14 protein-coding genes, 1 tRNA gene and 1 pseudogene are annotated in these 11,686 nt (G+C 70.7%); 7 read left to right on the forward strand and 9 right to left on the reverse strand.

Features of this window, described 5'->3' with window-relative positions; genetic code table 11:
- Nucleotides 1-16: 16 nt before the first annotated feature.
- Together B9H04_RS00080 and B9H04_RS19550 are read right to left on the reverse strand one after the other, a co-directional pair.
- A complete protein-coding gene (locus B9H04_RS00080; protein WP_049930631.1) occupies nt 17-1,336 on the reverse strand; it encodes a DUF7115 domain-containing protein in 1,320 nt (439 codons plus the stop codon).
- A gap of 68 nt (nt 1,337-1,404) precedes the next feature.
- Complete coding sequence (locus B9H04_RS19550; protein ID WP_394334715.1) at nt 1,405-1,611, reverse strand: pentapeptide repeat-containing protein; 207 nt, start codon at nt 1,609-1,611, stop codon at nt 1,405-1,407.
- A 62-nt stretch (nt 1,612-1,673) separates the two neighbouring features.
- Here B9H04_RS19550 and B9H04_RS00085 point away from each other — a divergent pair.
- Nucleotides 1,674-1,827 (forward strand) — tRNA-Met (locus B9H04_RS00085).
- 69 nt (nt 1,828-1,896) lie between these two features.
- Here the strand turns inward: B9H04_RS00085 and B9H04_RS00090 are convergent.
- Nucleotides 1,897-2,391: a metal-dependent hydrolase gene (locus tag B9H04_RS00090; protein ID WP_049930629.1), complete on the reverse strand. Its 495-nt coding sequence runs from the start codon at nt 2,389-2,391 to the stop codon at nt 1,897-1,899.
- Between the two features lie 145 nt (nt 2,392-2,536).
- On the opposite strand from B9H04_RS00090, the gene B9H04_RS00095 reads away from it, so the two are divergent.
- The gene (locus B9H04_RS00095; protein WP_049930627.1) at nt 2,537-3,037 is read left to right on the forward strand and encodes a CBS domain-containing protein; all 501 of its coding nucleotides are present in this window, start codon (nt 2,537-2,539) and stop codon (nt 3,035-3,037) included.
- 61 nt (nt 3,038-3,098) lie between these two features.
- Here B9H04_RS00095 and B9H04_RS00100 read toward each other — a convergent pair whose 3' ends face one another.
- Genes B9H04_RS00100 through B9H04_RS00110 form a run of 3 tightly spaced genes read right to left on the reverse strand, consistent with a single transcriptional unit; the run spans nt 3,099 to nt 6,566 of the window.
- On the reverse strand, nt 3,099-4,271 hold the full coding sequence (locus B9H04_RS00100) for an ABC transporter permease (protein WP_049930625.1): 1,173 nt from the start codon (nt 4,269-4,271) through the stop codon (nt 3,099-3,101).
- A gap of 13 nt (nt 4,272-4,284) precedes the next feature.
- Nucleotides 4,285-5,160: an ABC transporter ATP-binding protein gene (locus B9H04_RS00105; RefSeq protein WP_080508558.1), complete on the reverse strand. Its 876-nt coding sequence runs from the start codon at nt 5,158-5,160 to the stop codon at nt 4,285-4,287.
- Entirely contained in the window at nt 5,157-6,566 is a 1,410-nt protein-coding gene (locus tag B9H04_RS00110; protein WP_211216859.1) for a CARDB domain-containing protein, read from the reverse strand. The genes B9H04_RS00105 and B9H04_RS00110 overlap by 4 nt, the downstream gene beginning before the upstream one ends.
- Before the next feature lie 227 nt (nt 6,567-6,793).
- On the opposite strand from B9H04_RS00110, the pseudogene psmA reads away from it, so the two are divergent.
- Both psmA and B9H04_RS00120 read left to right on the forward strand, forming a co-directional pair.
- A pseudogene (psmA, locus tag B9H04_RS00115) lies at nt 6,794-7,573 on the forward strand (archaeal proteasome endopeptidase complex subunit alpha); the annotation flags it as partial.
- A 163-nt stretch (nt 7,574-7,736) separates the two neighbouring features.
- Nucleotides 7,737-8,135 (forward strand): helix-turn-helix domain-containing protein, encoded by a 399-nt coding sequence (locus tag B9H04_RS00120; protein WP_049930620.1) that lies wholly within the window; start codon nt 7,737-7,739, stop codon nt 8,133-8,135.
- A gap of 82 nt (nt 8,136-8,217) precedes the next feature.
- On the opposite strand, the gene B9H04_RS00125 is transcribed toward B9H04_RS00120, so the two are convergent.
- The 3 genes from B9H04_RS00125 to B9H04_RS00135 all read right to left on the reverse strand — a co-directional run bounded on the left by B9H04_RS00125 (nt 8,218) and on the right by B9H04_RS00135 (nt 9,272).
- Nucleotides 8,218-8,421, reverse strand: coding sequence for a hypothetical protein (locus tag B9H04_RS00125; RefSeq protein WP_049930618.1), 204 nt, complete (start codon nt 8,419-8,421; stop codon nt 8,218-8,220).
- A 219-nt stretch (nt 8,422-8,640) separates the two neighbouring features.
- Complete coding sequence (locus B9H04_RS00130) at nt 8,641-9,024, reverse strand: DsrE family protein (RefSeq protein WP_049930616.1); 384 nt, start codon at nt 9,022-9,024, stop codon at nt 8,641-8,643.
- Nucleotides 9,025-9,026: 2 nt separating this feature from the next.
- Nucleotides 9,027-9,272, reverse strand: a complete 246-nt coding sequence (locus B9H04_RS00135) for a sulfurtransferase TusA family protein (RefSeq protein WP_004596950.1) — start codon at nt 9,270-9,272, stop codon at nt 9,027-9,029.
- 158 nt (nt 9,273-9,430) lie between these two features.
- Between B9H04_RS00135 and B9H04_RS00140 the strand changes: the two genes are divergently transcribed.
- From B9H04_RS00140 to B9H04_RS00150, 3 genes are all read left to right on the forward strand, one after another.
- Complete coding sequence (locus B9H04_RS00140) at nt 9,431-9,688, forward strand: DUF7542 family protein (RefSeq protein WP_176450674.1); 258 nt, start codon at nt 9,431-9,433, stop codon at nt 9,686-9,688.
- 133 nt (nt 9,689-9,821) lie between these two features.
- Nucleotides 9,822-10,667, forward strand: a complete 846-nt coding sequence (locus B9H04_RS00145) for a universal stress protein (protein WP_085682327.1) — start codon at nt 9,822-9,824, stop codon at nt 10,665-10,667.
- A gap of 43 nt (nt 10,668-10,710) precedes the next feature.
- A complete protein-coding gene (locus B9H04_RS00150; RefSeq protein WP_085682328.1) occupies nt 10,711-11,631 on the forward strand; it encodes an acetamidase/formamidase family protein in 921 nt (306 codons plus the stop codon).
- Nucleotides 11,632-11,686 lie beyond the last annotated feature (55 nt).

Genomic DNA, 11,686 nt, shown 5'->3' on the forward strand with positions numbered 1-11,686 from the left:
ACTGCCCTGCTCCCGGTCACCGGCCGCGTCGGAGCTCTTCGATCAGCTGTTCGATGAGCGTCGATTGCCGGTCCAGGCGCTCGGACTGCGCCTCGACCGTGCGCCGCAGCGCGGCGACCTCGCTCGCGAGGTCCGCGTCCTCGACGCCGGCGCTCTCGAACGGCGAGCCGTCGAACGCGTCGTCGTCCGGGACGACGCCGTCGGTCTCGCCGTCCGCCGCGACCGCTTCCTCGCCGACCGCCGCCGCGGGCTCGCCTCCGGCCCCTCGCTCGGCGCCTTCCGCCGGGGCTTCGGGCGCGTCGCCGGCGGGGGAGTCCGTCGACTCCGTCGCGCCCGCGTCTCCCGCGAGAGGGTCCTCGGCCGCGTCGTCGACGGCGGCGTCCGCGGCGAGCGGGTCGTCGAGCGGGTCGCTGCCGCCGCTCGGTTCCGGCGATCCGACCGACGCCGACTCCGCGCTCTCGGTCGTCGCTCCGGGCCCGTCGCCCCCGGCGAGCGACTCCGACCCCCCGGCGGAGTCGCGTCCGCCCGCGCCCTTCGGTTCCGTTCCGAGCCCGCTGGAGTCTGGCTCCGCCTCGGCGCCGGGCGCCGCGTCGGCGTCCGCCTCGGCGTCGGCGGCCGGGGAAGCCGACAGCGGGTCCGGCCCCTCGCCGAAGTCGGTCGTGCCGGTCTGTTCGGCGTCGGACGCCGCCTCCTCGGCCTCAGCGGCGGCAACGCGGAACTCCTCTAAGCTGTCGACGCCGTGGAACGAGCACACCGCGTCGGCGAGCGTCTCCCGGACCGCCCGGGCGGACTCGTTCGGGGCCTTGAACCGCTCCGAGCGGCCGTCGTGGACGAGGACGACCGCGGTGGCGACGGTCCCCTCCTCGAAGTCGAGCCCGGTGAGGTCGTCGTAGCCGAACTCCTCGAACTCGGGGTCCCAGACCGCCGAGCCGACGTGTTTGACCAGTCGCTCGCTGGTGACGATCAGGGTGAGCTCCGAGAAGCGGAAGGTGCGCACGACCGTCTCGCCGGGCCCGGTGACGCCGCTCGCGGAGAGGACGCCCGCGAGGATCGGGTGGAGGACATCGTCGACGCGCTTGGTCGGTACCGAGAGCGTCTCGTCGCCGTCGAGGCCGTACCCGAGGGTGATCTTCGCCTTGCGGCGTCCCGTCGAGACCTCGATTCGCTCGACGTCGTGGCCGTACTCGTCGACGGACTCGTCGGACAGGAGTCCGTCGCCGCGGTAGACGAGGGTCCGGGTGGGCGTGACCGCGAGTCGATCGTCGCCGCCCAACGGCACCTCGGCGACGACGTCCTCGTCGCCGACGGTCCCCGCGAGCAGGTCGGGAAGGCTCATACGCCGGAGATACGCCGCGCCCGGCATAAATCCGCTGGCTCGGGGTCGATCGAGCCCAGTCACCGCGTTCACCGCGCTCCCGACGCGCCGCCCGCGCCGCCGGCCCGAGGCGGGAGCGATCGCCCCCGAAAGCGACAGCCCCCGAAGCGATCCTCCCGAAAGCGACAGCCCCCGAAGCGATCCTCCCGAAAGCGACAGCCCCCGAAGCGATCCTCCCGAAAGTGACAGCCCTGAAGCGATCCTCCCGAAGGCGACCGGCCGCGGCGATCTGCGATCGGTTCACAACCCTCCGACGGATGGGAAGGTTAAAGGGTCTCATCGCGGTACGAGAAGGTGAGGCCGGGTGGCTTAGCTGGACATAGCGCCGCACTCATAGGGTTCGGAGATTCGGTGCGGTGACGCCTTGGAAGCGTCCGCGTCCTTCCCGTGGCTCCGCCGAGCCTCGGACCTGGGACATGCGGAGATCGTGGGTTCGGAGCCCACCCCGGCCATTTCTACGACCGACCGGTCGGCGAGCGCCGGCCCCGCCGATCCGTCCGCCGTCGCCACCGGATCGAGTGCTACACCGGAACCGCCTCGCCGGCGACGAGCGCGACCGCGACGACGACGCCGCCCAGTCCCAACAGTCCGTAGTTCGCGAAGGGATTCGCCGCGGTGAACAGGTCGAGCGAATACTCGGTGTCTCGCACGGGCGCGTACGGTCGGATGCCCGTCGGTGTGAGCGCGTCCGCGAGGATGTGCGAGACGATCGTCACGGCGCCGAACAGGAACGCGGCGGCGCCGAACAGCAGCGCCTCGGCGAGTCCGCGCTGAAGCCCGACCGCCAGCCCGACGCCCCCGAGGACGACTCCGACGAACAGCGCGAACCAGACGGTGTGCGTGATCCCCCGATGCCTGACGACGGGAACTCGCATGTCGAGGTCGGGGACCATCGCCGTCGAGGCGACGCCGGCGGCACCGACGAGGCCGGCCTCTATCGAGAGGAGGGCGGTGACGAGAAACCCGAACGGGGCGTAGACGACGAGCGAGGCCCCGACGTGTCCCTTCCGGTACATGTTGACGACTGCGTTCCGGGTCCGTAAGTCCGTTACGTCGAGACGCGACCCCCCACGGCGCGTCTCCGGACGCGTCCGCGGAGCTCGCGGTCCCGTCGCGTTGTCGGGGCGAAACGCCTACGGCCTCCCGCCGTGACGCTCCGGTATGACACTGACCGCCCGCGACCTGATGGAGCCGGACGTGAAGACGGTCTCGCCGGACGACGACGTCGCCGACGCGTTCAAGCGGTTCGCTCGGTACGAGTTCAGCGGGTTCCCGGTCGTCGACGAGGACGAGCGGGTGGTCGGGATCGTCACCGAGTCCGACCTCGTCGACCTGTTCGAGCCGGAGGACGAGACGCTGTGGATCCCCGTCGGACTCCCTCCGTTCGTGGACACCCTCTCGTATCAGGTGAAGCGCCCGTGGGCCGACCTCGATCTGGGCGTCGACATGCTCCGCAACGCGGACCGACCCGTCTCCGAGGTGATGAGCGCGGACGTGGCGACCGTGACGCCGGACGTGAGCGTCGACGGCGTGCTGGACCTGCTTGTCGGCGACGACCCCGACATCAACCGCGTGCCCGTCGTCGACGACGACGGCCGTATCATCGGGATCATCGCGCGTCAGGACGTGATCCGCGCGTTCCGCGACCGCCGACTGGAGTAGATCCGGTCGGACCGTCGCGAGGGGTCCCGCGGACGCTCGGCTGTGGATGTCGGCGACCGCGTCAGCTCCGAAGCGCCTCGACGGGCCGCTCGTTGGCCGCCTTCCACGCGGGGTACGCGCCGCTGACGAGCCCCACGCCGACGCCGAAGCCGAGCGCCAAGAGGAGGTAGTAGGCGTTCGTACGGTCGAGCACGAGCGCCGTGTCGACGGCGGGCGTCGCGAGGACCAGGCCCGCGACGAGCAGGACGGTGAGCAGGGTGCCGGCCGCGGCGCCGGCCGCACCGATCAGCCCGGCCTCCGCGAGCAGGACGCGCAACACGTCGCGGCGGGCGACGCCCACCGCGCGCATCACCCCGATCTCCTGCCGGCGCTCGACGGTACTCATCAGCATCACGTTGAGGATCGAGACCCCGGCGACGACGAGGGAGATCGCGCCGAGCCCGAGCAGGAACGTCGAGAGGAGGCCGAAGAACTCGTTGATCTCGTCGACGAGGGCGGCCAGCTCGAACAGCTCCACCCGGTCCTCGCGGGCGTTCACCTCCTCGCGGATGGCGTCCGCGGCCGCCCGCGCCTCGGCGCCGGTGTCGGAGACGACGAGCGCCTGCGCGTAGCCGTCGGCCGAGAACGCCGACTCGGGGAGGTACACCGCGTCGTCGGGCGCGACCGGGCTGAACGTCTGGCTCTCGACCAACACCGCGATGACGCGGACCTGCGAGCCGGCGATCTCGACGGTGTCGCCCGCGCCGGCGCCGAGGTCCTCGGCGATCCCCGCGCCGAGGATCGCGCCCTGTCGGTGCCGCTCGGGGAGTCGCCCCTCGGCTGCCTCGTACGCCAGCGCGGGCTCTTCGACCCCGTACACCGTCGCGAACGTCTGGTCGCCCTGCCGCGCGACCGTGGCGCTGTCGGAGTACAGCGGGATCACTGCGGGCTCGCCGACCGCCCGGCGGATCGAGGCGATGTCCGCGTCGGACAGCGACTCCACGCCGGCGTCGGTGTTCGGCGACACGACGACCTGCGTGCCGATATCGCCGATGGCGTCGTCCGCGCCCAGCGCCAGCACGTTCCCGAAGATGCCGAGCGCCGCGACCGCGAGGACCCCGATACAGACCCCGAGGACCGCCAGCACGGTCCGGACCCGGTTTCGTCGGAGGTTCCGCGACGCCATCGACACCGCGGGGCGCCAGCCGCGGAGCCAGCCGGCGGCGCCCCCCGGTGCGCGGTCGTCGGCGCTCATCCGCGGTCACCGCTCATCCGCGGTCACCGCCCATCTGCGGTCCCGGAGCGGTCCGGCCGGCGTCGCGGCCGCCGCGCCGGTCCGCGTCGGCGTGCGGATCGGACTCGCCGGGCAAGCCGCCGGTCAGCACGCCGTCGGTGAGGTCGACGACGCGGTCGGCGTACTCCTCGACGAGCGGATCGTGCGTGACGGCGATGACGGCGACCCCCTCGGCCTTGACGCGCTCGAACTCGGCGAGGATCGCCTCGCCGGTGTCGGTGTCGAGGTTCCCCGTCGGCTCGTCCGCGAGCAGGACCGCGGGCTCGTTTATCAGCGACCGGGCGATCGCGACGCGCTGTTTCTGCCCGCCGGAGAGCTCGTTCGGTTCGTGGTCGAGCCGGTCGCCGAGCCCGAACCGCGCGAGCAGGTTCGCGGCCCGGTCGCTCGCGTCGCCGGGGTCGAACGCCGTCGGCATCGCGACGTTCTCGACGGCGGTGAGCGTCGGCAGCAGGTGGAAGTCCTGGAACACGAACCCGATCGACTCCTTGCGCGCCCGCGTTCGCTCCGCGACGGAGAGGCTCGTCACGTCGGTGTCGCCGAGCAGCCGTCGGCCGGAAGTGGGGTCGTCAAGGAGCCCGAGGACGTTCAGCAGCGTCGACTTGCCGGAGCCGCTCGGCCCGACTACCGCGACGAACTCGCCGGGCCGGGCCGCGAAGTCGACGTCGTCGAGCGCGACCACCGGCTCGCCGCCCCCGCTCGGATACCGCTTGACGACCCCGCGGAGCGCGACGGCGTAGTCGTCGTCAGCGAGATTGCTGTCGCCGCTCGTCTCCCAGTCGGCCGCAGCGCCGTTCGTCGCCCGACCGGCCGCAAGATCCTCCGCCTCGTCGGTCGTGCGGTTCCGGCTCACGGCGCCGACCCGTCGCGTCGTCGCCCGGTCGGTCCCCCGATTCGTCCGGTCCTGACCGCGACGCCGACCGCCCCGGCGAGGCCGACGAGCGCGAGGCCGCTCGCGACCGTCCCCACGGTCCCCAGCCCGCCGGCGCCGAGTCGGCCGAGGGTGCCGCCGCCGTCGCGATCGTCGGTAGCCGGCTCCGGCGCGGCCACCGAGAACGTCTCCGTGTACCGCACGCCGCGCTCGGTGTACGTGACGCGGATCGGGATCTCCTCGGCGACCGTGACGTTCGCCGCGGTCGTCACGTCGAAGCCGACGAAGTCGCTGGCGCCGAGCGTCCCGACGAAGTACTCGCCGCCCGCGGGGGTCGGCGCGACGCCGGGCGCGTCGCCGACCGAGACGACCGCACCGGTCATCTCGCCGCTCCCCGCGTTGCCGAGGTTGGCGTCGACGACGACGCCGTCAGCGGTCTCGCGCACGGTCGCGTCGGTCACGGTCGGCGTCGCCTCGCGGACGGGGTACGTCACCGTCGACTCCGCGCTCCGGTCGGCGCCGCGATCGTTCCGCCGGTCCGTGTCGGCGCGGAAGGCGGCGGTGACCGTCACGTCCGAGCGCCGGTCGAGCGGTCCGAGATCGACGATCACGCGTCGCTCCTCGCCGGGCGCCACGCCCTCGACGACGAACGGGCCGACGTCGACCGTCTCCGCGCCGTCACCGTCGACCGCGGCCCCGACGGCGCGGAGGCTGATCCGGTCGGCGGCCGTCGTACCGGTGTTGACCACGGTCACTTCGACGGGCGAATCGACGGCCGGCGGCGACGCCTCGCCCTGACCGCCGTCGCCGGTATCGAGCCCGCCGCCCCCGCCGAAGATGCCCTGGATGCCCCCGATGCCGAGGTCGCCGGTGGCGCTCTCGCTCTCGTCGTCGCTCCGGAGGTCCTCGGGGTCGAGCGCGCGGGTGCGGAGGTCGAGCGCGACCTCGGTCGGGCGCACCTCGAACACGACGTCGCGGCTGACAGTCACGAACTCGCCGCTCGTCGACTGGTTCGCGACGACCTCGACGGTGAGCCGCTTCTCGCCCGGTTCCCTGAACGTCGTCCACAGCGTCGCGTCCAGCGAGTCGCCCGCCGAGAGCGCCCCGACGCCCGAGGCGCTGTCGAGCACGTCGCCGTCCGCGTCCCGGACGCGGACCGTCGTGAGGTTCGCCGCCGCGTCGCTGCCGCCGGAGTTCGAGACCGTGACGTTCAGGGTCGCGCGCTCGTCGACGGTCGGAGCGCCCGGAGACACGCCGACCTCGGTGAGGGTGATCCGCGCGTCCGGTACCGCCGCCGCGCCGCCGACCGCGAACCCGCCGACGACGACGGACAGCACCGTTAACGCGGCCAGCAGCGCGGCTGTAGTTCGTGTGGGCGTCAATGTCACTATGACTACGCGACCTGCGTGGTTATATCCGTCGGCGACGGAAGCTGACGGCTCCTACCGGCGCTTCGTCGGCGAACTCGACTCCGCCGCTAGGCGGCGAACACGGCCGGCGGGGACCCGCGGTTTCGACGGCCACCGAGACGTACCGGTTACGGATGCTTTTTCAACGGGCCGACGTAAGTGAGGGTAATGACCGAACGCGACACCGCGCGAGCGGGTGATCGGCGATGATGGGCGGCAACGACCAGCAGGCGTACGACCGCGGCACGTCGCTGTTCTCGCCGGACGGCCGGATATATCAGGTCGAGTACGCCCGCGAGGCGGTCTCGCGCGGCGCGCCGAGCGTCGGCGTCCGGACGACCGACGGCGTCGTTTTCGTCGCGATGTCCCGCCCCTCCTCGTCGCTGATGGAGGCCGAGAGCATCGAGAAGCTCCACAAGCTCGACGACCACGTCGGCACCGCGAGCGCCGGCCACGTCGCCGACGCCCGGCAGCTGATCGACCTCGCGCGCCGCCAGTCGCAGGGGAACCGCCTCCGCTACGGCGAGCCCGTCGGCGTCGAGACGCTGACGAAGTTCATTACCGACCACATCCAAGAGAACACCCAGCGCGGTGGCACGCGCCCGTACGGTGCCGCCCTCCTCATCGGCGGCATCGACGACGGCGAGCCGCGCCTGTTCGCCGCCGACCCCTCGGGTACGCCCAACGAGTGGAAGGCGACCGTCATCGGCGGCGGCCGGCAGGACATTCAGGGACACCTCGAAGACGAGTGGAGCGACGACCTCGCGCTCGAGGACGGCATCGAACTCGCGGTCGCGGCCTTGGCCGCCCACGACGACGAGTTCGAGGCGTTCGACCTCGCGGTCGCGACCGTGACCGAGGCCGACGGCTTCCGGACGGTCCCGACCGACGAGGTCGAGGCCGCCGTCGAGGCCGCCGGGCTCGCGGCGGACGAGGAGGACGCGGAGGAGACGGACGACGACGCGTCCGACGGCGACGGGGAGCGGCCGCGTGCGGGAGCCGGGACCGAACCGCTCCGCCGCGCCTCCGCGCGGCGGGAGCGACCAGCGCGGGCAGCGCCGGGAGGAGCGGGAGTCCGGGCTCGGAAGCACGCGATTGTACGACACACACAACACTTTTTGCGGCGGAAACCGTCAGTTACCACGTAAAATGTCCGATTCGATGTCCGAACAGCTCCAACGAGACATGGAGTGCGAGGGGTTACTCGAGTGCTTCCACGGTCTGAAACAGTTGGACAAGGACTGCTACCGAGCGATGGTCTCGGCCGAAGAGGCGCTCACGATCGACGAGGTCGCCGAACGCGTCGACCGCGAGCGCTCGACCGCCTACCGCGCGGTCCAGCGCCTCCTGAACGCCGGCTTCATCCAGAAGGAACAGATCAACTACGACCACGGCGGCTACTACCACGTGTACAGCCCCACGGATCCGTCCCAGATCGCCGACGACATGCAGCGGATGCTCAACGACTGGTACGCGAAGATGGGCCAGCTCATCGGCGAGTTCGAGGAGAAGTACGACGAACCCGAGCGCGCCGCCGTCGAGAGCTGAGCGGAGCACCGAGACCCCTCACGAGGCGGACTCGACGCGAGGGCGGTGGGCGTCGCAGGGTTTCGCGCGCTACTTTCGGTCGCTATTCCGCGTAGATGAGGGTCCGCCGGCACTCGGGGCACACGTACGGGACCGGCGTGAGGATCTCGTCGGCGCTGAGGCCGCCGAGAAACCCGTCGCTCGACCCGTCGGAGACCACGGAGAGCGTCCCGAGAGCGTCGGTTCCCTGTAGCTCCATCTCCTCTAGCGGCTCCTCGCAGTCCGGACAGGTCTTTTCAGAGGGCATGTGTGTGATTTTTCCAGTACTCTCCAAAATAGTTGTGATCCGTACGCTCCCGATTGAGGACAGATCCGTTCTCACGTCGAGTCGGACACGTCTCGCGGTGGCAAGCTTCGGACGGCGCGGGAGTTCGGACGGTGGGAGAGTTGTTTCGGACGGCGATACGTCTCAGGGGCACACGTACAGCGGCGGGAAGGGTGGAGCGGACCGACGCAACGCCGGCGCTCAGAACGTGAACACGTGGTCGGCCTCCTCGGCCGCCTCGAGGAAGGTGACCGCGCCGGCGAACTGCGTCGTCAGGTCGTCGTCGATGGCCTCCTGCTCCCACTGGAGCATGTCCAGCGTGGTCGTACACGCGACCGAGGTGACCGCCTCCCCGCCGTCGGCGATCAGCTGGTCGAGCATGTCGTAGGGGTTCGGCATCCCCTCGTCGAGCAGCGGCTGGACCGACGAGAGGTCTTTCTCGCCCTCCAGCAGGTGCGTCAGTCCGTCGAAGGTGAAGTAAAGGAACACGTCGGTGTCCATCGTCAGCGCGACGTGGCCGAGGTTGGTCGCCATCGCGAGGCTCTTCGGGTCGTCGCTGGAGACGATGATGCCGATCTCGTCCATGCTCATTCTTCCTTGCGGACGTAGTGCGTGTACACGTCGTCGCCCTCCTCCTGTTCAAGGAGCGTGACGCCGTCGGTGCCCGTCGCCCACCCGTCGATGTCGCTCACGCTTCCGGGATCGGTCGCGACGACCTCCAGCACCTCACCGGGGGCGAGGTCGTCGATCGCGCCCTTCGTCTTCACGATAGGCATCGGGCAGCTCAGTCCTTTCACGTCCAGCGTCTCCGCGATATCGAGTTCGGTGCTCATGGGTTAGTAGTTTGTGCGCAAAAGACAATACTACTCACAGATGTTTTAATCTTGTGTATCTGTCTCAATACAGTCCCGTCCGAGGGAATCCGACGCCGGGGCGATCGGCCCAGTAGCCGATAGCGGCACTTACGCTGGTCGAGACCGAAGAGAGGGCCATGTCGACGACCGTTCGCGTCCGCTGTACCGACTGTGCGTACGACGAAGCGTTCGACTCGCTCCGGCGGGCGCGGACCGCGCTCGACGACCACGAGCGCGCGACGGGGCACGCCGTCGACTGGCAGATCGGCGGACTCACGGCAGGCGTCGAGCGAGCGGGCGACGACGCCGGCGTCTGTGGCCGGGACGAGTGTGCGAACGCGGACTCGCCGCTCCTCGATCACGGACCGTCGGCGGCGGCCGACCCGGACGCCTGAGGCGGGTTGCTCCCCCGGCAGCGACCGGCCCCGAACCGGAGTGTGCCGTCACCGACCGATCGCTGTGCCGTCTTCGAAGACTCTTGTATTGTACAACAAAAACAATATTACTCATCAGCACGAACAGTCGCGTATGAGGATCGTATTCGCGACAGACCTCTCGGACGCGAACGAGGCGGCGATCGAGTCTCGGACCTGTCTGGAGTGTCTCGACAACATCGGTGTCAGCGAGGTTCACCTGTTGACGGTCGTCCCGGACAACGTCTCCAGCGGGCTGCCGGGGATGGACGCCGCCAGCGACGCCCGAGCCGCGCTCGCGCCGCAGCGGAGCGTGTTCGAGCGCGCGGGGTTCGACGTGGAGACGCACGTCGCCCGCGGGACGCCGCATCGACGGATCAACGGCTTGGCCGAGCGGCTCGACGCGGACATGATCGTCGTCGGGTCGCGCGGACAGGCGCCGCTCCAGAATCGGCTCATCGGTGGCACCGTGCGCAACGTCGCGCGGACGGCCGTCAGGCCGCTGCTCGTCGAGCGGATCGAGGAGACGCCGGACGGACACGCGGTCAAGAAGGAACACCTGTTCCAGGACGTGCTGGACGCCACCGACTTCTCCGAGAACGCGGCGCGCGCCTACGACTACTTCCCGGCGCTGACGGGCGCGACCGAGCGGGCGTACCTGCTCCACGTGGGCGGCGGAGACGCGGAGTCGACGGCGACCGCCGAGGAGCGGCTGGACGAGCTTGCGAGTGACCTCGGCGACCGGACCGGGTTCCACGTCGAGACCAACGTCAGGTCCGGCAACCCCGTCGACGAGATCACGGCCGAAGAGGAGCGCGTGGGCGCGACGACGACGCTCATCGGCGCGCGCGGGACGAGCCGACTCCGGCGGCTCCTCCTCGGGAGCACCGCGGAGTCGATCGTCGCGCGCGGGACGAACAACGTCCTGCTCGTCCCGCCCGAGGCGGCGGCGCCGCGCTGACGCCGGCCGGGCTTTTTGTTACCGGGGCGCCCAGATGGACGTAATGACGCGAGAAACAGTCTCACACCGCGACGGCCACGTCTACGAGTTCGGTCCGGAGATGGACCCCGTCTACGAGGCCGCCGACGGCGAGTCGCTGACGGTCGAGACGATCGACAGTCTGAACGGCGAGATTCAGCGCGACGACGACCTCCTCGATGCGATCCCGGAAGAGGTCAACGCCGCGACGGGACCGATCGCGGTAGCCGGCGCGAGCCCCGGCGACGTCCTCGCGGTGGAGATCGAGGCCGTGCGCGTCGCCGAAGACCGCGGCCGTGTGCTCACCGCACCCGGGTTCGGACTGCTTCAGGACGACCCCGAGATCGACCACCCCGCGACGCGGATCACCGAGGTCGACACCGACGAGTCGGAGGCCGGGGCGGTCGAGTTCGAGGGGATCGACGTACCGATCGAACCCGTGATCGGAACGATCGGGGTCGCCACCGGCGGCGGGACGGTCTCGACGCTCACGCCCGACGACCACGGCGGTAACCTCGACACGACCGACGTGACCGGGGGGACAACCGTCTACTTCCCGGTGTTTCAGGAGGGCGCCATGTTGGCGCTGGGCGACGCGAAAGCGGCGATGGCGGACGGGGAGATGTGCGGGACCGGCGCGGAGATCGCGGTCGAGGTCGACGCGACGCTCTCCGTGGTCGAGGATCCGGCCGTGCCGCTCGACCGTCCGCTCCTCGACACCGGCGACGCGGTGAAGACGCTCGCGAGCGCCGAGACGCTGGAGGGGGCGGTCGAGCTGGCGAACGCCGACATGCTCGACCTGCTGGCGCACCACCACGGCTTCTCGCGCACCGAGGCGTATCTCGTCTCCAGCCTCGTCGGGGGCTTGGAGATCAGTCAGGTGGTCGACCCGCAGGTGACGGCACGGAACGCGGTGCCGAGCGAGTACCTCTCGGTCCCGTTCTGACCGGGCTACCGAGCGGAGAGTTACCTCGAGAGCCGGCCGCGGGGTTCGCCGACCG

It is taken from the genome of Halorubrum ezzemoulense DSM 17463 (assembly GCF_002114285.1).
Classification (GTDB): domain Archaea; phylum Halobacteriota; class Halobacteria; order Halobacteriales; family Haloferacaceae; genus Halorubrum; species Halorubrum ezzemoulense.